The 20,339-nt window shown below is 59.1% G+C and carries 20 protein-coding genes; 14 read left to right on the top strand and 6 right to left on the bottom strand.

Translation table 11 applies throughout. The features are described from left to right. Nucleotides 1-395 precede the first annotated feature (395 nt). Nucleotides 396-2,033, bottom strand: coding sequence for a chaperonin GroEL (gene groL / locus A37O_RS0109595; protein ID WP_018297291.1), 1,638 nt, complete (start codon nt 2,031-2,033; stop codon nt 396-398). Nucleotides 2,034-2,227: 194 nt separating this feature from the next. Between groL and A37O_RS0109590 the strand changes: the two genes are divergently transcribed. Beyond that, nucleotides 2,228-3,556 (top strand): dipeptidase, encoded by a 1,329-nt coding sequence (locus A37O_RS0109590; protein ID WP_018297290.1) that lies wholly within the window; start codon nt 2,228-2,230, stop codon nt 3,554-3,556. A 13-nt stretch (nt 3,557-3,569) separates the two neighbouring features. Here A37O_RS0109590 and A37O_RS15915 read toward each other — a convergent pair whose 3' ends face one another. Then, the gene (locus A37O_RS15915) at nt 3,570-4,070 is read right to left on the bottom strand and encodes a hypothetical protein (protein WP_245533825.1); all 501 of its coding nucleotides are present in this window, start codon (nt 4,068-4,070) and stop codon (nt 3,570-3,572) included. 419 nt (nt 4,071-4,489) lie between these two features. Between A37O_RS15915 and A37O_RS0109580 the strand changes: the two genes are divergently transcribed. The 8 genes from A37O_RS0109580 (at nt 4,490) to A37O_RS0109545 (ending at nt 12,463) form a co-directional block, all read left to right on the top strand. After that, nucleotides 4,490-4,795 carry a hypothetical protein gene (locus A37O_RS0109580; RefSeq protein WP_018297288.1) on the top strand — a complete coding sequence of 102 codons (306 nt, stop codon included), beginning with the start codon at nt 4,490-4,492 and terminating at the stop codon, nt 4,793-4,795. 296 nt (nt 4,796-5,091) lie between these two features. Continuing rightward, on the top strand, nt 5,092-5,628 hold the full coding sequence (locus tag A37O_RS0109575; RefSeq protein WP_018297287.1) for a hypothetical protein: 537 nt from the start codon (nt 5,092-5,094) through the stop codon (nt 5,626-5,628). 357 nt (nt 5,629-5,985) lie between these two features. Then, nucleotides 5,986-8,964 carry a Na+/H+ antiporter subunit A gene (locus tag A37O_RS0109570; RefSeq protein WP_018297286.1) on the top strand — a complete coding sequence of 993 codons (2,979 nt, stop codon included), beginning with the start codon at nt 5,986-5,988 and terminating at the stop codon, nt 8,962-8,964. After that, the gene (locus tag A37O_RS0109565; RefSeq protein WP_018297285.1) at nt 8,965-9,456 is read left to right on the top strand and encodes a Na(+)/H(+) antiporter subunit C; all 492 of its coding nucleotides are present in this window, start codon (nt 8,965-8,967) and stop codon (nt 9,454-9,456) included. Beyond that, nucleotides 9,449-11,287, top strand: a complete 1,839-nt coding sequence (locus A37O_RS0109560; protein ID WP_018297284.1) for a Na+/H+ antiporter subunit D — start codon at nt 9,449-9,451, stop codon at nt 11,285-11,287. Before A37O_RS0109565 ends, A37O_RS0109560 begins: the two co-directional genes overlap by 8 nt. Further along, nucleotides 11,287-11,799, top strand: a complete 513-nt coding sequence (locus tag A37O_RS0109555) for a Na+/H+ antiporter subunit E (protein WP_018297283.1) — start codon at nt 11,287-11,289, stop codon at nt 11,797-11,799. The genes A37O_RS0109560 and A37O_RS0109555 overlap by 1 nt, the downstream gene beginning before the upstream one ends. A gap of 3 nt (nt 11,800-11,802) precedes the next feature. Continuing rightward, on the top strand, nt 11,803-12,078 hold the full coding sequence (locus A37O_RS0109550) for a monovalent cation/H+ antiporter complex subunit F (RefSeq protein WP_018297282.1): 276 nt from the start codon (nt 11,803-11,805) through the stop codon (nt 12,076-12,078). A 1-nt stretch (nt 12,079) separates the two neighbouring features. Next, nucleotides 12,080-12,463 (top strand): monovalent cation/H(+) antiporter subunit G, encoded by a 384-nt coding sequence (locus tag A37O_RS0109545; RefSeq protein WP_018297281.1) that lies wholly within the window; start codon nt 12,080-12,082, stop codon nt 12,461-12,463. Nucleotides 12,464-12,467: 4 nt separating this feature from the next. Here the strand turns inward: A37O_RS0109545 and A37O_RS15910 are convergent, their stop codons facing one another. The 4 genes from A37O_RS15910 to A37O_RS0109525 are packed head-to-tail and all read right to left on the bottom strand — an operon-like array spanning nt 12,468 to nt 15,160. Beyond that, nucleotides 12,468-13,031, bottom strand: a complete 564-nt coding sequence (locus tag A37O_RS15910; protein WP_018297280.1) for an alpha/beta fold hydrolase — start codon at nt 13,029-13,031, stop codon at nt 12,468-12,470. Further along, nucleotides 13,022-14,155, bottom strand: a complete 1,134-nt coding sequence (locus A37O_RS0109535) for a glutamate--cysteine ligase (RefSeq protein ID WP_018297279.1) — start codon at nt 14,153-14,155, stop codon at nt 13,022-13,024. The genes A37O_RS15910 and A37O_RS0109535 overlap by 10 nt, the downstream gene beginning before the upstream one ends. Further along, the gene (locus tag A37O_RS0109530) at nt 14,155-14,925 is read right to left on the bottom strand and encodes a LytR C-terminal domain-containing protein (protein ID WP_018297278.1); all 771 of its coding nucleotides are present in this window, start codon (nt 14,923-14,925) and stop codon (nt 14,155-14,157) included. The genes A37O_RS0109535 and A37O_RS0109530 overlap by 1 nt, the downstream gene beginning before the upstream one ends. A gap of 10 nt (nt 14,926-14,935) precedes the next feature. Continuing rightward, a complete protein-coding gene (locus tag A37O_RS0109525; RefSeq protein WP_018297277.1) occupies nt 14,936-15,160 on the bottom strand; it encodes a DUF3263 domain-containing protein in 225 nt (74 codons plus the stop codon). A 16-nt stretch (nt 15,161-15,176) separates the two neighbouring features. Here A37O_RS0109525 and A37O_RS0109520 point away from each other — a divergent pair, with 16 nt between their 5' ends. From A37O_RS0109520 to A37O_RS0109500, 5 genes are read left to right on the top strand one after another with little or no spacing between them, the layout of a single operon-like run. Further along, nucleotides 15,177-15,749, top strand: coding sequence for a peptide deformylase (locus A37O_RS0109520; RefSeq protein ID WP_026196283.1), 573 nt, complete (start codon nt 15,177-15,179; stop codon nt 15,747-15,749). Then, nucleotides 15,750-16,766 carry an N-acetylglutamate synthase, CG3035 family gene (locus tag A37O_RS0109515; protein ID WP_018297275.1) on the top strand — a complete coding sequence of 339 codons (1,017 nt, stop codon included), beginning with the start codon at nt 15,750-15,752 and terminating at the stop codon, nt 16,764-16,766. It begins immediately after the preceding gene. 10 nt (nt 16,767-16,776) lie between these two features. Continuing rightward, complete coding sequence (locus A37O_RS0109510) at nt 16,777-17,574, top strand: exodeoxyribonuclease III (RefSeq protein WP_018297274.1); 798 nt, start codon at nt 16,777-16,779, stop codon at nt 17,572-17,574. A 3-nt stretch (nt 17,575-17,577) separates the two neighbouring features. Continuing rightward, on the top strand, nt 17,578-19,053 hold the full coding sequence (cls, locus tag A37O_RS0109505; protein WP_018297273.1) for a cardiolipin synthase: 1,476 nt from the start codon (nt 17,578-17,580) through the stop codon (nt 19,051-19,053). A gap of 51 nt (nt 19,054-19,104) precedes the next feature. Beyond that, nucleotides 19,105-20,238, top strand: a complete 1,134-nt coding sequence (locus tag A37O_RS0109500; protein ID WP_018297272.1) for a Na/Pi symporter — start codon at nt 19,105-19,107, stop codon at nt 20,236-20,238. The last annotated feature ends 101 nt before the right edge of the window (nt 20,239-20,339 follow it).

The raw sequence follows: 20,339 nt of genomic DNA, 5'->3' as shown, positions 1-20,339 counted from the left end.
TTTTTGTTCAAGTCGGTGAGCTGATACCTGATTGTGCTAGTTAGCTAAGTGATTTACTGCAGGTCGTTCACCCTTTATACATAACCCGAACAGGGGTAGATTTATTTCTGTCCTGTCCCTTTTGGTTAGTCGGTCGAACGGGGGAAAATGATATCCGACCAGCCTAGCTCGACGATCGACTGCCCAAGACGACACGATTGCAAGGAGCGACAGGTATGTCCGAATGTGTGATTTTCCAACCTACAGAGCGACTATGGGTGCCCTAAATATGGAAAAGGCCCTAGTCAGGGCCGGAGTAAATACACTCTGCAATTTGGACTAAGAATTCAGTCGCAAACCCTTAGAGAGCAGTTCCCCAACCAGACAGGGCCTCGTCGAAAAGCGAAACGCTTTTATTACATCATGCCGCCCATTTGGTCAGCGTCAGGCATAGCCTGGCCTGCTGGCTCTGGCTTGTCCGCAACCACTGCCTCAGTGGTCAGGAACAGCGCAGCGATGGATGCAGCGTTCTGCAGTGCAGAACGGGTGACCTTCGCTGGGTCGTTGATGCCAGCGTCCATCATGTTGACGTACTCGCCGGTTGCAGCGTTCAGGCCCTCGCCGTCAGGCAGGTTAGCTACCTTGTCGGCCACAACGCCTGGCTCCAGGCCAGCGTTGAGAGCAATCTGCTTCAAAGGAGCAGAAAGAGCCTCACGGACGATCTTGACGCCGGTTGCCTCGTCACCCTCAAGGCCGAGGTCGTTCTCCAGGCCTGCGGAAGCCTGCAGCAGTGCGACGCCACCGCCGGCAACGATGCCCTCTTCGACAGCTGCCTTAGCGTTGCGCACAGCGTCCTCGATGCGCAGCTTGCGCTCCTTGAGCTCGACCTCGGTGGCTGCACCAACCTTGATCACTGCGACGCCACCAGCAAGCTTAGCCAGGCGCTCCTGCAGCTTCTCACGGTCGTAGTCGGAGTCGGAGTTCTCCATCTCGCCACGGATCTGCTTGACGCGACCCTCGATCTGCTCCTTGTTGCCAGCGCCCTCGACGATGGTGGTGTCATCCTTGGTGATGACAACCTTGCGCGCCTGGCCCAGAAGTGGGAGATCTGCGGTCTCAAGGGAGAGGCCAACCTCTTCTGCGATGACCTGGCCGCCGGTGAGCACTGCGATGTCCTGCAGCATTGCCTTACGACGATCGCCGAAGCCTGGAGCCTTCACAGCAACGGACTTGAAGGTGCCGCGGATCTTGTTCACAACGAGAGTGGAGAGAGCTTCGCCCTCAACGTCCTCAGCAATGATCAGCAGTGGCTTGCCGGACTGCATAACCTTCTCGAGTACTGGGAGGAGGTCCTTGACGTTGGAGATCTTGGAGGAGACCAGGAGGATGTATGGATCCTCCAGGACAGCCTCGCCGCGCTCCATATCGGTAGCGAAGTAAGCGGAGATGTAACCCTTGTCGAAGCGCATACCCTCGGTGACCTCGAGGTCAACGCCGAAGGTGTTGGACTCTTCCACGGTGATGACGGAGTCCTTGTTCACCTCGCCATTACCCACGGCGTACATTGCTTCAGCAATCTTCTTGCCGATCTCAGGATCGGAGGCTGAAATGCCAGCGGTGGAAGCGATCTCTTCCTCGGTCTCAACTTCCTTCGCTGCATCGAGCAGGTTGGAGGAAACCTTTGCTACGGCTGCTTCGATGCCGCGCTTGATGCCCATTGGGTTGGAGCCAGCCGCAACGTTGCGCAGGCCTTCACGAACGAGTGCCTGAGCCAGGACAGTAGCGGTGGTGGTGCCGTCACCAGCAACATCGTCAGTCTTCTTTGCTACTTCCTTAACCAGCTCTGCGCCGATCTTCTCGTAAGGATCTTCGAGGTCGATCTCGCGAGCGATAGTGACACCGTCGTTAGTAATGGTCGGTGCGCCCCAGGACTTCTCCAGGACGACGTTACGACCCTTTGGGCCAAGCGTAACCTTGACTGCATCAGCCAGCGTGTTCAAGCCATTTTCCAGGCTGCGGCGTGCTTCCTCATCGAATGCGATCATTTTTGCCATAGTGTGTTTGTTGCTCCTTATATATACGGAAAGCGACGACACTCTTCGTCTGGGTCCAAGCAGGCGCCCGCGACGGCAAGGCTGCTGAGTGAATGCAACCCCATCCCACTCGGTAATCATTTTTAGCACTCTCATCGTTCAAGTGCTAACTACTTTTCTAGCACTCAAAGCAAACGAGTGCAAGAATTGAGACTATGACTCCAAACCGCGAACGCATTTTCAAAAACCTTTCCGAGATCGTCTCCTACAATTCTGTGCATTCAGTGCCAGAACTCGAAAGCGAGCATCAGGCAGCGGGACAGTGGGTCGTCGAGAAGCTTTCTGCTGCCGGACTCACCGTGACCGCCCACGACACCGTCGACGGCACCCGCACCATCATCGGGCGCAAGGCCGCCGTCGGTGACGCCAAGACCGTGCTGCTCTACTGCCACTACGATGTTGTGCCCGCCGGCGACCACGAGGCGTGGGTCAGCGATCCTTTCATCCTCACCGAGCGCGACGGGCGCTGGTACGGACGTGGCGCGGCGGACTGCAAGGGCAACTTGGTCATGCACCTGGAAGCACTCGAGTTGCTTGAGCAAGCCGGCGGCAGCGACGTGGGCATCATCGTTGTCGTTGAAGGCTCGGAGGAAATGGGTGGCCAAGGACTTGCGGAACTCATCCGCTCCAACCCCTCACTCTTCGAAGCCGACGCCATCTTGATCGCCGATACCGGCAACGCGGCCGTTGGCGTACCTACTCTGACCACCATGCTGCGTGGCGGCGCCCAGATCAAGGTCCAGGTAGACACCCTCGAAGCAGCGGTCCACTCGGGCCAATACGGCGGCGCAGCACCGGATGCCGTCGCCGCCTTGGTGCGCATTCTTGATTCGCTTCGCGACGAGCACGGGCGCACCACCATCGACGGCGTGGAGTCCACGCAGAAATGGGCAGGCACGCCTTATGAGCGCGCTGACTTTCGCCAAGATGCCGGCATCCTCGAGGGAGTTCAGCTCATGGGCACGGTCGACGATGAGCCTGCCGATATGGTGTGGGCACGTCCTGCCGTGACCGTGATTGGTTTTACTTCGACCCCGGTCGCCGAGGCCGTCAATGCTGTTCCCGCCACCGCGTCGGCGCAGCTCAATCTTCGCGTGCCACCGGGAATGGATGCCGCCGAGGTGACCGACAAGTTGGTCGCCCACCTTGAGGCACATACCCCATGGGGTGCGAAGCTGGCCGTGGAAGCAAGCGATATCAACGCTGCCTTTGCCACGGATACCGCGAAGCCCGCCGTGGCATTGCTGGGCCAGTGCCTCGCGCAAGCCTATGGCGCCGACGCCTTGGCCCAGACCGGCTCCGGTGGTTCGATTCCATTGACTTCCGAGCTTCAAGAGGCGTTCCCCGACGCCGAGATTGCTCTCTTCGGTGTGGAGGAGCCACAGTCCACGATCCACTCCCCCAACGAGTCGGTGGACCCAACAGAGATTGAAAACATCGCTGTGGCAGAGGCCGATTTCCTCCAGAAGTACTCAGCGCTCTAAACCCCTGTTTGCCTCAGGCCCTCCCGCACGTGTGATTCATTCCAATTGCGCGCAGGAGGGCTTGTGCCTGGGCACCAGGATCCGGGTCTGCCCTTCCCGCGATCAAGGGAAAATCGGAGAGGTCTTGCGTTGCCCTAATTTCATCGGTGCTACTGGTCCATCCCTCCTCCGCGAGCGAGATGCTGCCATAGAACCACGCGAGCAAGAGATCGTGAGCGTCGCGCGCACCGATTGTGGCCTCGTCGGTAAGTTCTAGCAGGACTTCGCTGAGCCGGAAAGCATGCACGCCCATGACTGGCTGGTATCGAAACAGTGCCAATGTGCCTGGCACCGCCATCATCTCTTGGCCGCGCTGTGCAAGCGACAGCAGCGCGCAGCTCCGGCAGTCCATCTCTAGGAGTTCCTCGGGATGCAACAATGCGAGTCGCTGGTCGCCAAGGTCATGCCAGATCCGTGCGAGTGACGGGAAATACGTATACAGGGCGTTCGTTGCCACACCGACCTCGGCTGCCACTGACCGCAGAGAAATACCTTGAGGCGTGCCCTTTCCCCGAAGAAGTGTGTCGGCCGCCTCTAAAATGAGTGCCTTGCTGATATCCCCCCGAGGGCCTCGTTTGGCCGGTTTCCCCTGTCGCTCGGATGCGGGTTGCCGCATGACAAAAACCTCCTCCGGAATCACTCTGCTCCGCTCCCCTCACTTGTGAACAGGCCTTACGGGATTCAAGATTAGCCGCTTCTCACGGATGCTACGTCGGCCACCTGCAACGGTTTGCGCGGTTATGCGTGGGGCCATGCGTGGATTTATGCGTCGATTCTGCATTTAAGTTGAGGTTCCTTTTCAGGGAATCTACACTATTTGTACAGTGTACATACTTTGCTTCGGTAGGCCGCCCGATTCTCACGTGGCCCCGGGGAGCGACAAACAGGAAATGGATGGAAAATCGCATGGGACTAGTCCTTGTTTTTATCGTTGCAGCCGTTTTTGGCGGACTACTGGTCGCATGGACGGCCCAAACTCCGAAACAGCGCAAGACGCACAGCATCAAACAGGAGAAATTTGCAGCAGGACAAGGGCGCAATCCAGATAAATCCCTCACCGGCCCACACAAATCTTTTACTTCCAATGCCCTGATCGGCGGGGTGACATTCGGCTTCATCTTCACGCTGTTCTGGGCAATGGGTACAGGCCTAGGGTCATCGCTTGGACATCTTGTCTTCTCCGGTAGCGCGACTCCATAACAATTCGTTAGCCACGTGACGGCCCGTGCTTCGCCCAGAACTAAACTGCCGCAAACCCCGCCCAGGCGGGGTTTTCTTTCACCTTGCGTGTCGCGTGTTGCTTGTCACAGTGACATGGGTTACTATGACCAACATGACAAAGAACCTCCTAGCGGTACTACGAGTGACGAAGGCTACGCACCTCGGCGCACATCAGGGCTGATTCCCTGCGCGCGGGGCAGTAGTCGGTAAGACGAACCAGCATTCGGGAATCGGTCCACAAAACTGATAAGTACCTAACTCGAAGGATTCTTTCCGTGAACACCACCTTGACTACCCAGTCCTCCACCCGTACCCAACAATTCACCTCCCCAACTACTGCGCCAGATACTCGCGACGCACTGCAGATCCGCTTCGGCACCGACCGGTCACTGCCCAAGGAATTGCGAGAAGAATCCGCAGGGATGAACTGGCAGCTGTTCGCAGCAACCTACGCACCAGATGCAACCTTGCAAATCAGCTACACGGGGTTCAAGGACATCAACCTGGCATCCAGCCTCTACTTCGCGGAAATCACGGAACACTCGAAGACCGAGCCACCTCGCACCTTCAACCACGAGATCAAGGCATCTGGCCCAGCAAGTGCTTTCTCCCACATGCTGGCAGACGAAGGTCGCCACATCGAGATGCTGAAGTTCCACCAGATCGAGCTGTATGAGGCAACCGTCACCATCATCAAGGTCAGCCACCAGATCAACGAGAAGCGCACCGCGTGGGCAGTTGGATTCGGCGCGACTTCGGAAGCATCTATCGCCCACGCACTCAGCTCCGGCGCACAGCGCATCTACGGCTAAATTCCGTAATACTTCACCACGTCAGCCCAGTGACCTAGCCCCTGGCTAGGTCATATTTTTGCCCGAAATAGCGCGTATTGCACACGTCTGTTGCAACCACCCATCTTTTTATTATCAAAACCGTGGCACCGGCGTGCACAAGCACCTATTAATACAGACGCTTCGCAAATATGTCCCTTTCACGGTAAAGTTGGCAGCGTTGGCCGCGCCGATTGGTTGCCGCCTTTTTATTGGGTGTTTCTCAGTGTTTTATTTTATTTCTGATTAATCTGCCGCTGGGGCAGCACGCATAGGCGGTTCAGCTCAGGCACGGCGTTGACCATGTCCGCCCTAGCATCCAAGGGGAGCTGCAGATTCGTGCTTTCACTGCTTATTGCCCTAGCTATCGCCACAGCTGCCGCGCCACTGCTCATTAGGGCATTTGGCAGGCCTGCATTTGGAATCTTGGCGTTAGTTCCCGCTGCCGGATTTATCTGGATTATTACTCTTTTTAGCTCTGGAGCATTTTCTCAGGGCGGCGAGATTATCGCAGCCTATGAATGGATGCCTGCAGCGCACCTTAACTGGGAGTTCCGGTTAGACCCTCTAGCGGGCATTTTTAGTTTGATCATCCTTGGCGTTGGCGCCCTGGTTCTGTTCTATTGTTGGGGCTATTTCGATTCCAACCCACGCCGCCTTTCCATGTTCGGCGCACAATTGGTTGGCTTCTCCGCAGCGATGTACGGCCTGGTCATCTCTGACAATTTCCTGTTGATGTACATCTTCTGGGAAATCACCTCGGTGCTTTCTTTCCTACTCGTTGGCTATTACGGCGAGCGAGCCTCCTCGCGTCGTGCCGCGAACCAAGCACTGATGGTGACCACGCTTGGTGGGTTGGCCATGCTGGTGGGCATTATCTTGTTCGGTCGCCAGACTGGCATTTGGAGAATCTCCGAAATTGCCACCTTCAGCGATATGGAGACCACTCCGTACGCCACCGCGGCCATTGTGCTGATTCTGCTTGGCGCACTCACGAAATCCGCCAATGCACCATGGCACTTCTGGCTGCCCGGCGCGATGGCCGCCCCAACACCGGTTTCCGCGTACCTGCACTCGGCGGCGATGGTCAAGGCGGGCATCTACCTAGTCGCCCGCCTCGCTCCCGACTTCAACGTGATCCCCGCGTGGCACCTGATTGTCATTCCGGTCGGCGTGTTCACCATGCTGCTGGGTGGCTGGATGGCCTTAAAGCAAAAGGATCTGAAGCTGATCCTGGCCTACGGTACCGTCTCGCAGCTTGGCTTCATCATGGCGATCATCGGCATCGGTTCCCGCGAAGCGATGCTGGCAGGCTTGGCGCTTACTGTCAGCCACTCGCTGTTTAAGGCAGCCCTCTTCATGATTGTCGGCGCGATCGATCACTGCACGGGGACTCGCGACATCCGCGAGCTCTCCGGCCTGGGCAAAAAGCAGCCGTTCATTGCTGTGCTGGCTACCATTTCGGCGGCTTCCATGGCGGGCATTCCTCCCCTCTGGGGCTTCATCGCCAAAGAAACCGCCCTCCAAGCAGTCTTGAGCGAGGAACTCCTCGTGGGCATTCCTCGCCAGCTCCTGCTCGTCGGCATCGTCGTCGGTTCGATCCTCACCATGGCCTACTCCCTCTATTTCCTCTGGGGTGCATTCGCTACCAAGGATCACAAGGAGACGTCAGAGGCCGTGGAAAACATGCACCACATTGGGTTCTCCCTGTGGTTTGCTCCTGGTGTGCTCACACTGTTCACCATCGGTTTCGGCTTCTTCCCTGGTTGGCTGGATCGTGCGATTGCTACGCACCTGGATTCCCGTTTCCCTGGCGAAGAAAGCCCCCACCTAGCTCTCTGGCATGGCGTGACCATCCCGTTGATCCTCACGTTGGTCATCATTGTGGTGGGCGCATTCTTGTTCTGGCGTCGCCGGTCGCTGCGCTACTTCTACGGCGAACTTCCGATGTTGGGAGATGCCGATTCGGTCTATGACAACACCCTGCGCGGGTTGGGCAATCTCTCCCTGCGTCTGACCGCCTCCACGCAGCGCGGTTCGCTGACGTACAACCTGGGTGTCATCTTCAGCGTGCTTATCATTTTGCCGCTCACGACTCTCGTGCTCGGGGAGCGCACTGATATTCGCATGCGCCTGTGGGACACCCCTTGGCAAGCGATTGCCGCTATCATCATCATTTTCATGGCATTCGCCGCCACGCAGATGGAAAACCGTCTCTCGGGCATCATTGCGGTGGGTATGACGGGCTACAGCTTGGCGTTCATTTTCGCCCTCCACGGTGCTCCGGATCTCGCACTAACGCAGGTTTTGGTCGAAACCATCATCATGGTCGTGTTCATGCTGGTACTGCGTAAGATGCCCACCAGCGTGGAACCGCGCCAGCACCAGGACAACCGCCTGCGCGCTTGGCTCTCCATCGCGGTGGGACTTTCGGTCACGATCGTGGCCATGTTCGCCATCAGCGCCCGCCAGGAACGCCCAATCTCTGATCTCATGCCAGATTTGGCCTACGACATCGGACACGGAGCTAATACCGTCAACGTGCTTCTCGTCGACCTGCGCGCTTGGGATACGTTCGGCGAGATTTCCGTGTTGGTCATCGCCGCAACTGGTGTGGCCAGCCTGATCTACCGCACCCGCAGGTTTGACCGGCCGATCCGCCGGCCACGACCTAATCTCAACGCGCGGCGTTGGCTGGCAGCCGAGGTTGACTCCGAGAAGGCACAGAACCGCTCCATCATGGTCGATGTGGTTACCCGCGTCCTCTTCCCTTCCATGATGGTGCTGTCCATCTACTTCTTCTTCGCTGGCCACAACGCGCCTGGCGGTGGCTTCGCGGGTGGTCTGGTTGCCGCTCTGGCGTTGACGCTGCGCTACCTCGCAGGTGGTCGCTCCGAGCTGGAGGCAGCCCTCCCGATCGAACCGGCGAAAATCCTTGGAACGGGTTTGGTTGTGTCGTCGATAGCTGCTGTGTGGCCGATGTTCCTCGGACGTCCACCGCTGACCTCCGACTACGCCACCATGACCTTGCCGTTGATCGGCGAGATCGCAATTCCTTCCGCGCTACTTTTCGATCTCGGTGTGTATCTCATCGTGATCGGATTGATCATGCACATCCTTACTTCTATGGGTGGCCAGCTCGACCAGGAAGAGGAAGTCCGCAAGCAGCGCGCTCGCGATCGTGCTCGCTCGCTGAAACGCAAGGCGGAATTCCGCAGACGAGAACAGGAACTGAAAAAACAACAAATGGCAGAAGCCGCAACTGCTACCACTACTGCCACATCAACAGCGCAAACAGACGAAAGCGAGGACAAATAAATGGAAGCGAACCTTTTCCTCCTCCTCGCCTCAGGCGCGTTGATCGCGGCCGGAACCTACCTCATGCTGGATCGAGCAATGACCCGCATGCTCATGGGCATCTTACTCATTGGCAACGGAGCAAACCTGCTGATCTTGCAATCGGGCGGGCCTGCCGGTTCACCACCGATCCTGTTCCGTGATTCCGAGATTCACCCGGATCAGACCTCAGATCCCCTGGCCCAGGCCATGATCTTGACGGCGATCGTCATTTCGCTGGCGATGACCTCGTTCATCCTGGCGCTGGCTTATCGCCAGTACCGCTACCGCACTGCGGACGTCATCGAGGACGACCTCGAGGATGCAGCAATCGCGGCACGTCCGGCAACTGCCGCGGCGGCACCGGACCACGATGCCTCAGATGACCCAGAAACAGGTCGGCTGACGGCAGAGGGCGACTCCTTCGGCCCCAAGTCCTTCGAGGACCCAGTTAAGGAGGCCGACGATGAATAGTCTTGAGTCCTTTGTGGCCTTCGTGCTGCCGTACATGCCGTACATGATTCCTTTGCCGATTCTGCTTCCGGCAGCGGCAGCGGCCGTCATCTTGTTGTTTAGTCGCCACCCGAATCTGCAACGGCTGATTGCTATTAGCACCCTGATCGTTCTCATGGTGCTCTCGGGTGCGATGATTCTGGTTGCCGACTTAGAGGGCATCCAAACCGTGCAGTTGGGCGGATGGGACGCCCCGATCGGTATCACGCTGGTGGCCGATCGCCTCTCCACGGTGATGCTCTTTGTCTCTGCCATCGTGCTGTTCTGCGTGATGTGGTACGCCATCGCTCAGGGTGTACGCGACGGCACGGACGAGGAACCTGTTGCCGTGTTCCTCCCCGTGTACATGCTGCTGACCATGGGTGTGAACCTGTCCTTCCTCGCGGGTGACCTGTTCAACCTGTACGTCGGTTTCGAGGTCTTCCTCGTCGCCTCGTACGTGCTGCTCACCCTTGGCGCCTCCCCGGAGCGAGTCAGAGCGGGAATCAGTTACGTCATGGTCTCCATGCTGTCGTCGATGATTTTCTTGTTCGCCTTGGCTGGCGTCTACGCCGCGGTGGGCACCATGAATATGGCCCAGATCGGCATCCGCATGGAAGATATTCCGGACGGTACCCGCACCGCGATCTTCGCTACCTTGCTTGTCGCCTTTGGTATTAAGGCCGCGGTCTTCCCGCTGGACGCGTGGCTGCCAGACTCCTACCCCACGGCGCCTTCACTGGTCACCGCGGTGTTCGCAGGCCTGCTCACGAAGGTCGGTGTGTACTCGATTATCCGGATGCGCTCGACCGTGTTCACCGACGGTTCGCTCGATACGCTCTTGATGTGGGTGGCTCTAGCCACCATGATCGTCGGGATCTTGGGTGCCTTGGCCCAGAATGACATCAAACGTTTGCTGTCATTTACCCTGGTCAGTCACATTGGCTACATGATTCTCGGCATCGCGCTCGGGTCCGCCCAGGGCCTGTCGGGGGCGATCTTCTACGCCGTGCACCACATTCTGGTGCAAACCTCGCTGTTCCTGGTCGTCGGTCTTATCGAACGCCAAGCCGGTACTTCCTCGCTTCGTCGTCTCGGTTCCTTGCTCTACACCGCACCAGTGATTGCCATCTTGTACTTCATCCCGGCCCTTAACCTGGGCGGCATCCCGCCGTTCTCGGGCTTTATGGGCAAGATCCTTTTGCTCGAGGCGGGCGCTAACGATGGATCCTGGTTGTCCTGGGTCCTGATCGCCGGTGCCGTAGTCACGTCCCTGCTGACCCTGTACGTCATGATGCTCGTTTGGTCGAAGGGCTTCTGGCGCGACCGCAAGGACGCACCCGAAGGCGAGATGGCCATGGCCCGCCCAGCACCGCTGATGGATGTCACCGACACCGTCAGCATCAAAGAGCGCGAGGACGTCGGTCGCCTGCCCTTCGGCATGGTGGCCTCCACCGCGACCCTGGTTGCTGCGTCCCTGTCCATCACGGTATTGGCTGGCCCGATCTCCGCGATCACCGGCCGCGCCGCCGAATCTGCCCAGGACGTCTCCATCTACCGCACGGCAGTGCTCGGCGACAAGGCCGATGATCCCTCCCGCACGATCAATCAAAATCGTCTCGACGATGGCTCGGATACCCTGGATCAGCGTCAACACGAACTGCCTGAACCGGCTCCCGGGGTGGAGCAATCCGAGGGCGAAACTCAGCAGCACCAGATCACAGCACCGGCATCGTCGGGCGAGGTCACTGAACCCATCCCTGCTCCTGCAACCCGAGGCGCAAACGAGTCCACCGAGGAGGCGACACCCTAATGGTCACCAAGTTGCGCAGTAACCTGCGTATCTCCTTCGTCTTATGGATTATGTTCATGTGGATCGTCCTCATGGGCGAGCTGTCCTGGGCCAATGTCTTCGGCGGCCTGCTCGTCGGTCTCGGCGTTGTGTTGTTCTTCCCGCTTCCCGCGATGCCGATTTCAAATATCAGCATCAGCTGGGGTCCACTATTCAAATTTGTTTTCCAGTGGTTCGGCGATCTCATTGTCGCCTCAGTGAAGGTGTCATGGTTGGCGCTGCGACCTCAGAAGCCACCAAAGACCGCCATCTTGAATGTCCCCATGCGCGTGTCCAACGAGCTCGTCCTGTACTTCGCCACCTCGGCCTATAACCTGCAGCCGGGTGGTTCGGTCACCGACATCGATATCGCGAATCGCATGTGGACAATTCACGTCCTCAACGCTGAAAACGACGAGGACATCCAACGCGAAATTGATACCGTCGCAGAACTTGAACATCGCATGATCACCATCTTTGAGAAGGGGCACTAATCCATGGACCCCAGCATTTACAACTACTTTCTAATCGTCCCGGCAATCTTGCTCTCGGCGGGCTTCATGATGATGGCCTGGCGCATCGCCACCGGCCCCGACTCCCTCGACCGAGTCTTGGGCCTCGACGGTGTCGTCGCTATGCTGCAGTGCGCCCTGGCCCTCTACATCGTGTGGACCATGGATAGCACCGTGGTCAACGTCATGATGGTGATCGCCTTGCTGGGCTTCATCTCATCGCTGTCCGTGGCTCGTTTCCGCAAGAGGGATGGTTCCTAACATGACTCTCGAATTTTTCACCGACATCGTTTCGCTGATTTTCATCTACTCCGGCGCCATCCTCGTGTTCTCCGCGGCGGTGGGCGTGCTGCGTTTCCGCGACACGCTGAGCCGCGTCCACGCGATCACCAAACCGCAGACCACAGGCCTGATCTTGATGGTGGTGGGCGCGATCATCCACATGGTCGGCTCGCCCGATTTCTCGGTCGCCGAGCGCTCCGATGTGGGCATGCTGATTCTGCTCGTCCTCTTCGCGCTGATGACTAACCCGGTTACGGCGCAGCGCCTGGGCCGCGTCTCTCGTCGTGAAGCTCTCTACGGCTCGCGCAAGGAAATGTCGCGCAACGACGCCCCCGCCGACACCCGTCCGCGCCGCACCAAATAGCCGCTTAGCGTAGGCCCGCTTCCGCGACGAAGCGGTCCGGGTCTGTTACGTACCAATCGCCGCTGGCCGCTACCTCGCGGTATTCCGCGCCGTGGATCACTTGCGCCACTTCGCGCGCGGCATCGTCCGCGCCGAGCACCAGGGTGGGTGCTTCGACGAGCATCGCTTCGCGACGAAGGTCTATCTGGCCGGCCTCATCGAGTGCCGCACGGAACTGCTCCTTGTCCGCGCCCACGGACTTCAACATGAACTTCGGCACCCACTTCAGGGCTTTCTTCTGCTTGTCCACCGCGTTTTTATCCAGCGTGAGCTGCGGGTTCGACAAGACGAGGCGCTCAACGGGGCGCCGGGCGGCTACCTGCAGCGCGGTCATCGCACCGATCCCGTGGCCCACCAGAGTTGGCCTGCGCAGCTCATGTTTGTCCAGGTAGTCCTCCAACGCATCCGCGCGCTGGTGAAAACTATTTCCTTCCAGGACCGGGATATAGGGCTTCTCGGTGAGATGGCCAACAACGCCGGCCCAGGAATCAGCGAGTTGTCCTGCCGAGCCCAAAAACACTACGGCCACGTCAGGCGCTCCATCTCATCGCAGGAGTTGTCTACAACCTGTTTCCAATCGCGACTGACCTGGAAAATCCGGCGTTGGCGCTGGTAGCCCGCGCCGCGCTCGAGGATCTCCATGACAATTTCTAGCTCGTCGCTGCAGCCGAGGCGCTCGGCGGTGGGGCGTAACTCGTCGACAAGCTCGGCGAGCTCTTCCGAGATCCACCGCTCCTCGGTCTCCCGCGACGTGATTACGAGTGCCTCCAGCCCGTAGCGGGCGCCGCGCCACTTGTTCTCTGCGTTGTGCCACGGCTGCAGGGTGGGAAGTTCTTTGCCCTCGTCGATCATCTGATCGAAGTAGACCACCAGGCAGTGGGTCAGCGCCACAACTCCTGCCAGCTCGCGCAGGTTCGAGGTGGCATCTGAGATGCGCACCTCGATGGTGCCCCACTTGGCCGCGGGGCGGATATCAAAGTGCATCGAGCCGGTGTGGCTGATCACACCGGAGGTGTTTTGATCCGTCATGAACTGGACCCAGTCGTCCCAGTCCTTGAATTGATACGGCATACCCGCGGTGGGCAGCTGTTGGTACAACATGGTGCGGTTGGAGGCGTAGCCGGTGTCCAGCCCGTCCCAGCCAGGAGACGACGCCGAGATGGCAAGCAGGTGCGCATACTTCGTCATGAGCGCATTGATGATGGGCCAGACCCGATCTTCGTGACGAATGCCGACGTGGACGTGAATTCCCCACAGCAGCATTTGCTGGCCCCAGTATTGGGTGCGGTTGATGATCTCCGCGTACGTCATCTTCGGCGAGACGGGTTGCTTGCGAAAATCTGAGAAAGGATGCCCGCCGCCTGCCCACAGGCGCAGGTCCTTGTCAGTAGCAACCTCACGGATCTTCCCCAAGGTCTCCGTCAGGTAGGCCACTGCTTCCGGCGTGGTGTGGCACACCGGGGTGACTAGCTCAATGGTGTTCTGCAGGAACTCGCGCTCCAGGTGGATATCGGGATAGCGGCGCTCAACTTCTTCAATCACCTCGACTGCGCGTGGCACGAGGTCGCGGGTGATGGGGTCGACGACCCCGATCTCCCATTCGACACCCAAGGTGGGCTCTGGTGAGCGCTTAAAATCCCGATATGGATCCACTAGAGGTTGACCTCTCCTGCTAGAACAAGGGTGAGGGCACCGCCCTCAGTAGCTTCCTTTGGAAGATTATCAACATTCTTCTGTGCGACACCACCGACTAGGTCAGCAAGCTCGCGCGCACGTGTTTCCGCACCGTCCACGGCGGGATCGTAGAAGACCGTGGTTTCTGGCAGGATCATCTCATCTTCGGTGATGTTGCCGGTGTCAACGTCGACGTCATAGCCACGATCACGCAGTGATTCCGACACGTTGGAGGCAAGACCTTGCACCGTGGAGTTGTTGTACACGTTGACTACCTCGGCGCGAGGTGCGGCCGGGGCGGCTGGTGCGCCTGGGGCTGCGGCCCCTCCTGCAGCCGGCGCGTCTGCTCGGTCTGCGCCGCGGTCTTGGCCGGCAGGTGCGTTAGCGCCCTCCCGGCCCTCCGCTGGCGACGGCTGCGCCGACTCTGCTGGCTTCGCCGACTCGGAAGGGGCAGGTGCGGGGCTTGGTTCTTGACTTGTATCAGTCCCAGCATCCGAGCCCGCTTCGGGGCTTGCCTCTTGCGATTCGGTGGTCTGCTGGGAGGCAGCGTTTTGGGACCCATCACCTTGGGTGAGGGCGTACACACCCCACAGGCCCAGGAGCACGGCCACGGTAATCAGCACCATGGCCAGGCCACGGAACGGGAAGCTGCTGGCAGCGGCCCCGCCGGCGGCTGGAGCGGCGTGGGCGCCTTCAGTTGCCTGGTTTTCTGGCTGGCTCTCTTGATTATCAGGATTCACGTTAGTCACATGCGTAACATTAGTACGTTCCTTCATCTGGTGTGTCGCGGACACGCTGCAATCTGCGAACCAGCTGCGGCCGGGCAGCTAGGGCGTCGGGGTCGTCGATAAGCATGTTGAGGCGCTGAAAATACCGCACCGGTGTCAGCCCGAGCTCCCGACGGATCGCCTCCTCCTTCGCGCCGAGGGAACGTGGGGCGCGCGCCTCAAAGTCGAGCAGGTTGAGGTCGGAATTTGTCAGCATGCCTAAACTGTATGTCATGACCATTCGACCCATCGTGATCCACGGCGACCCCGTTCTGCACACCCCCACCGCAGAAGTCACGGAGCCTCTCGCCGACTTACAAGAACTCATCGCGGACATGCACGAAACCATGGACGTAGCCAACGGTGTCGGGCTCGCAGCAAACCAGATCGGCGTGTCCAAGCGCATCTTCGTCTACCACTGCCCCGACGGCGACGTGATGCGCCGCGGCACCGTGATTAATCCCGTGCTGGAAACCTCGGAGATCCCGAAGACCATGCCCGCCGACGACGGCTCCGACGACGAAGGCTGCCTCTCTGTCCCCGGCGAGGGCTTCCCTACCGGCCGCGCGGAATGGGCCAAGGTCACCGGGCTCGACGAGAACGGCGAGCCCGTCGAAGTCGAAGGCCACGGCTTTTTCGCCCGCTGCCTGCAGCACGAGGTCGGTCACCTCGACGGCTTCACCTACCTGGACGTGCTCACCGGACGCTACAAGCGCCAGGCGAAGAAGACTGTGAAAGAAAACGGCTGGAACGTCCCGGGCCTGACGTGGATGCCCGGCGAAGACGAGGACCCCTTCGGGCACTAAATGGCACGCTTCTTCCGCTCCGATTCTGTCTCCGTCGGCGAACGCGTTGTGGTTCGTCGCAAGATTGGCGATGGCTTTTCCGATGTCATCGGGCACGTCATCTCCGTCGATCCGCTCATCCTGCGCCCGCAGGAAGCAGGCGGCTATCCCTCGTTCCATGAGGAAATCGAGGTGACACCGGAGGAGCTACACATTATTAAACGGCTCTCGCCGCGCAGGATTAGGAACTCGGATATTCGCGCGGTAGAGGTGGCCACGGCAAAATCCTTCCCCGGCCGCGAATCGCGGTGGTTCGGCGGCTGGCTTGCGCGCGCCGGCGAAGAAATCGCGGAGCGCTCCAACTCGGCAGCACCACTGGGGCATTCGGTGGGCTTCGAGCCCGTTCCGATCAAGGAGATCACGGAGTTCTACCGCTCGCGTGACATGCCAGTGCAGCTACTGATCCCAGAGCGCATCGGGGCGGGTGCCGAGAAACTCGTGCAAACCCAAACCGGGTGGACGCTTTCCCCAGAGATCGTGGTGATGACCCGGGAACTCGACGAGGTGCCTGAGGCACCGGAGAAGACGGAGGCAGCGGGGAGTTTGGAATTCCGCATCGACGACACCCCAGACGATGACTGGTTGTCCATGTACCACTTCCGCGGCCAGGCCCTGCCGGCTGCGGCCTTGGAAGAACTATCCGCCCGCATCGACGGCACTCTCGGTTTCGGCCGGCTGCTCACTGCGGAAGGCGAGACCGTGGCCATTACACGTGGAACGTTGACCGAAACCGACGACGGTCGCGTGTGGCTCGGCTACTCCGCGGTCGAGGTCGCAGAAGCCTACCGCAGAAAAGGTCTAGGCACCGAGTTGGGCACGCACATGTTGCGCTGGGGTGCCGCCCACGGCGCCACCCATGCATACCTGCAGGTCATCTCCACCAATGTGGCCGGGCAGGGGCTGTACTCCAAGCTCGGATTTGTGGAACATCACAGGCATCGCTACGCAACGTACGCTCCGGAGGCTTCCCTAAAGTAGGCTAAAAGGCATGCGCATAGCCAACTGGAACGTGAACTCGGTACGCACACGTGCCGAGCGCATCATTAGCGCTTTAGAACGCAACGATATTGATGTGCTCGCCCTGCAAGAAACGAAAGTCTCGGACGACAAGTTCCCCTACGCGTCTTTCGAGGCCGCGGGCTACGAAGTCGCGCATGTGGGCTATAACCAGTGGAACGGCGTGGCCATTGCCTCGCGCGTGGGCCTAGACAACGTCCAGGACCACTTCAACCGCCAGCCCGGCTACAACAAAGATCCGGACGCCGAGCAGTCGCTCGAGGCCCGCGCCGTGGGCGCCACCTGTGGTGGGGTGGAGATCTGGAGCCTCTATGTGCCCAACGGACGCGAGATCGGCGATAGCCACTATGACTACAAGCTGAAGTTCCTCTACGAGCTGACCAATTCGGTCAACCCGCAGATCCCGCAGGTCTTCTCCGGCGATTTCAATATTGCTCCCCGCGACGAGAACGTCTGGGACATTTCTGCTTTCGAGGGAAAAACGCACGTCACCGAGCCTGAGCGTGCCGCCTTCCAGATGCTGCTGGAATCAGGCCTCACCCAAATCACCCACGAGGAGCCCTACTCCTACTGGGATTACAAGGGCATGCGCTTTCAGAAAAACGAAGGCATGCTCATCGACTTCCAACTGGTCACGCCGCCCATGGCTCGTCGTCAAGCACATGCGTGGGTAGACACCGCCGAGCGCGAGGGTAAGGGGGCATCCGACCACACGCTGGTCATCGCGGACTACGACCTCCATGACCTAAGCCTCGACGAGGTGCGCTGATATATGGACGTACTCGCGCACTTCACCACGTGGCAATGGATCGGCCTACTCGCCGAATACACAATCAAGGTGGCCGCCATCGGAATCGTTCCTGAAGGTCGCAAGCCCGGCACGGCGAACGCCTGGCTGCTGCTGATCCTGTTTTTACCTATCGTCGGCCTCCCGCTCTACCTCATCCTCGGCTCCTCCTACGTCAACCGTCGCCGCCACCGCATCCAACAAGAAGCCCAGGTGATGATCGAGGACGTCCAGCGCGACGTCCCAGACATCCCAGCGGGCACATTGCTTGACGACGACTCCGCCGGCATCATTCACCTCAACCGCCAGCTCACGGGCTATCCCGCCACCCAAGGGCATGTGAAAAAGCTCTGGTCAGACTACGAAGCCATCATGAACCGGCTCGCCGAATGCATCGATCAGGCCGAGGAATACGTCCACGTTGAGGTCTATATCCAAGCCCTCGACCACCGCACCGAGATCTTCTACTCGGCCCTCGAGCGCGCCGTAAAGCGCGGCGTGAAGGTCCGCCTCATGTTCGACCACATCGGGTCGTGGAAGTATCCGCGCCGCTATAAATTCCGCAAACACCTCGATGCCATTGGCGTTGACTGGCACATGATGATGCCGCTGATCCCTTGGAAAGGCCGCTTCCGCCGCCCGGATCTGCGCAACCACCGCAAGGCCGTGGTCATTGACGGGAAGGTCGGTTTCATGGGGTCGTTTAACCTCATTGACCGCTCCTACTTGATGAAGAACCACGTCAAGGCGGGACGCCAGTGGGTCGACGTGATGGTCGAACTCACCGGCCCCATTGTCACCTCGCTGGAGACCATGTTCGCCATTGACTGGTACACCGAGTCCGGCGAAACCCTGCCGATCGAGCCGCCCAGTGACGACGACCCGGCGATCGCAGACGTCAATGTTGTCCAGTTGGTGCCCTCCGGTCCCGGCTACACCGGCGAGCCCAACCTGCGCTTATTTAACTCGCTGATGTATCACGCCAAGGAACAGCTGATCATCTGCTCGCCCTATTTCATCCCCGACGAATCACTGCTGACCGCAGTGACCACCGCTGCGCAACGCGGTGTGCGCGTGGACCTGCTCGTGGGAGAGAAGGCCGACCAGTTCACGGTCCAGCACGCGCAATCCTCTTACTACCAGCAGCTACTGGAAGCCGGCGTGCATATTTGGGAGTTCCCTGCACCCTATGTGCTGCATACCAAGTTTGCGATCGCTGATCCTGGGAAACCGACAGAGCTGGCAGTCATGGGATCCTCGAACATGGATATGCGCTCGTTTTCGCTGAACTATGAGAACAGTCTCTTTGTTGCAGAGGGCTCTCTATTGGCAGAACTGAATGTATTAGCGGATAATTACCTCAGAGTTTGTTCCGAACTTACCCTCGACCGGTGGAACGAACGCCCGTGGACAAGGCGCTACATCGATAACGTGATGAAGCTGACCTCTGCGCTGCAATAGATCCTGCAATAGATCCTGTGACATGAAATTAGACTTGAAGGGAGCACTGAAGTGCCCGGACCCGGCACCGTTTCCGATGTGTTTCCCATCAAGTATGGCACTGACAGAGTAGCTCTTTCAGCGGCTGGCAAAGCCGCCAGAATTGCGGCTATCGTCGGCGCCGTCTTACTCCTTGTTCTCAGTGTCTATCTTGTGGCCCAAGGCGTCAACGACGTCGGACAATCCAGTGCCCAGGCCATCTTCGACCTTGCCGAGAATCCCCTTGTCGGCCTCGCAGTGGGACTTTTAGTCACCGCGGTGGTGCAGTCCTCTTCGACAACCACTGCGCTGACGGTCGCGGCCGTTGCCACCGGTGTCATTGGGCTGGAAACGGCGATCCCGATTATTTTGGGCGCCAATATTGGCACCACCGTGACTCCCCTGATCGTGTCATTTTCCTATGCGCACAACAAGGAAGCCTTCCGGATCGCGCATTCCACCGCCGCCATGCACATGTGGTTTAACACCATCATGGTGGCCATTATCTTCCCCATCGAGGCGATCTTCGGCGTCGTGCGCAGGCTTTTGCCGGCGGTAGAGATTCAGGGAGAGGCACTTCGTCTGGAGCCTTTCACCGAACTGGTCCAGTTCATTCCTCTCCACGGTGGGTGGTCAATCCTCGTCGGCGCGGTTTCACTGCTGATTAGTATTCGCATTATCGACAGCCAGCTGCGCCACCTGCTGACTCCACTGGCCTGGATCATCCTCGGGCACTCCACCCACCGCTCTTCCCTGGCAGGTTTCGGAGCCGGTTTCCTGCTGACGATCTTGATCCAGGCCTCCGCCGCAACGATCAGCGCGATCCTGCCTTTTGCTACCGCCAAGCTTTCCGACGCCCGCGGCTACCTCTCGATCATCTTGGGCGCGAACGTGGGCACCACTTTCCTCGCCGTGCTCACCGCCTATGCCACTCCTGGCGATTATCCGATCCTGGCTTCCCAGGTCGCCTTTGTCCACGTGGCTTTCAACGTGGTGGGTGCTCTGGCCGTGGCCGTGCTCCGGCCACTGCGGAAACTCATTTACAAGCTCGCCGATTTCTCAGGCCGCATTGCTGAGCGATCCACGCTTGCCGCTTTCACCTACATGTCATTCTTCTACTTTGTGATCCCTGCTCTGGTCATCGCCATTTTCACGCTGGCCAGCTAAGTAGTTTTGTTCCTAATACTAGGTGCAGTTTGCCAGATATTACCATTATCTGAACTGGGGTTTTATTTTTCGCCCGACATTAGGTCCGCCTGGCACGAACC

Source organism: Corynebacterium lubricantis DSM 45231, from assembly GCF_000379425.1.
Taxonomy (GTDB): domain Bacteria; phylum Actinomycetota; class Actinomycetes; order Mycobacteriales; family Mycobacteriaceae; genus Corynebacterium; species Corynebacterium lubricantis.
This window is presented reverse-complemented; position numbering and strand designations above follow the sequence as displayed.

Coding starts and splice junctions, on each gene's coding strand:
- groL (WP_018297291.1), bottom strand. CDS start 2,033: ATGGCAAAAATGATCGCATTCGATGAGGAAGCACGCCGCAGCCTGGAA.
- A37O_RS0109590 (WP_018297290.1), top strand. CDS start 2,228: ATGACTCCAAACCGCGAACGCATTTTCAAAAACCTTTCCGAGATCGTC.
- A37O_RS0109580 (WP_018297288.1), top strand. CDS start 4,490: ATGGAAAATCGCATGGGACTAGTCCTTGTTTTTATCGTTGCAGCCGTT.
- A37O_RS0109565 (WP_018297285.1), top strand. CDS start 8,965: ATGGAAGCGAACCTTTTCCTCCTCCTCGCCTCAGGCGCGTTGATCGCG.
- A37O_RS0109560 (WP_018297284.1), top strand. CDS start 9,449: ATGAATAGTCTTGAGTCCTTTGTGGCCTTCGTGCTGCCGTACATGCCG.
- A37O_RS0109555 (WP_018297283.1), top strand. CDS start 11,287: ATGGTCACCAAGTTGCGCAGTAACCTGCGTATCTCCTTCGTCTTATGG.
- A37O_RS0109550 (WP_018297282.1), top strand. CDS start 11,803: ATGGACCCCAGCATTTACAACTACTTTCTAATCGTCCCGGCAATCTTG.
- A37O_RS0109545 (WP_018297281.1), top strand. CDS start 12,080: ATGACTCTCGAATTTTTCACCGACATCGTTTCGCTGATTTTCATCTAC.
- A37O_RS0109525 (WP_018297277.1), bottom strand. CDS start 15,160: ATGCTGACAAATTCCGACCTCAACCTGCTCGACTTTGAGGCGCGCGCC.
- A37O_RS0109520 (WP_026196283.1), top strand. CDS start 15,177: ATGACCATTCGACCCATCGTGATCCACGGCGACCCCGTTCTGCACACC.
- A37O_RS0109515 (WP_018297275.1), top strand. CDS start 15,750: ATGGCACGCTTCTTCCGCTCCGATTCTGTCTCCGTCGGCGAACGCGTT.
- A37O_RS0109510 (WP_018297274.1), top strand. CDS start 16,777: ATGCGCATAGCCAACTGGAACGTGAACTCGGTACGCACACGTGCCGAG.
- cls (WP_018297273.1), top strand. CDS start 17,578: ATGGACGTACTCGCGCACTTCACCACGTGGCAATGGATCGGCCTACTC.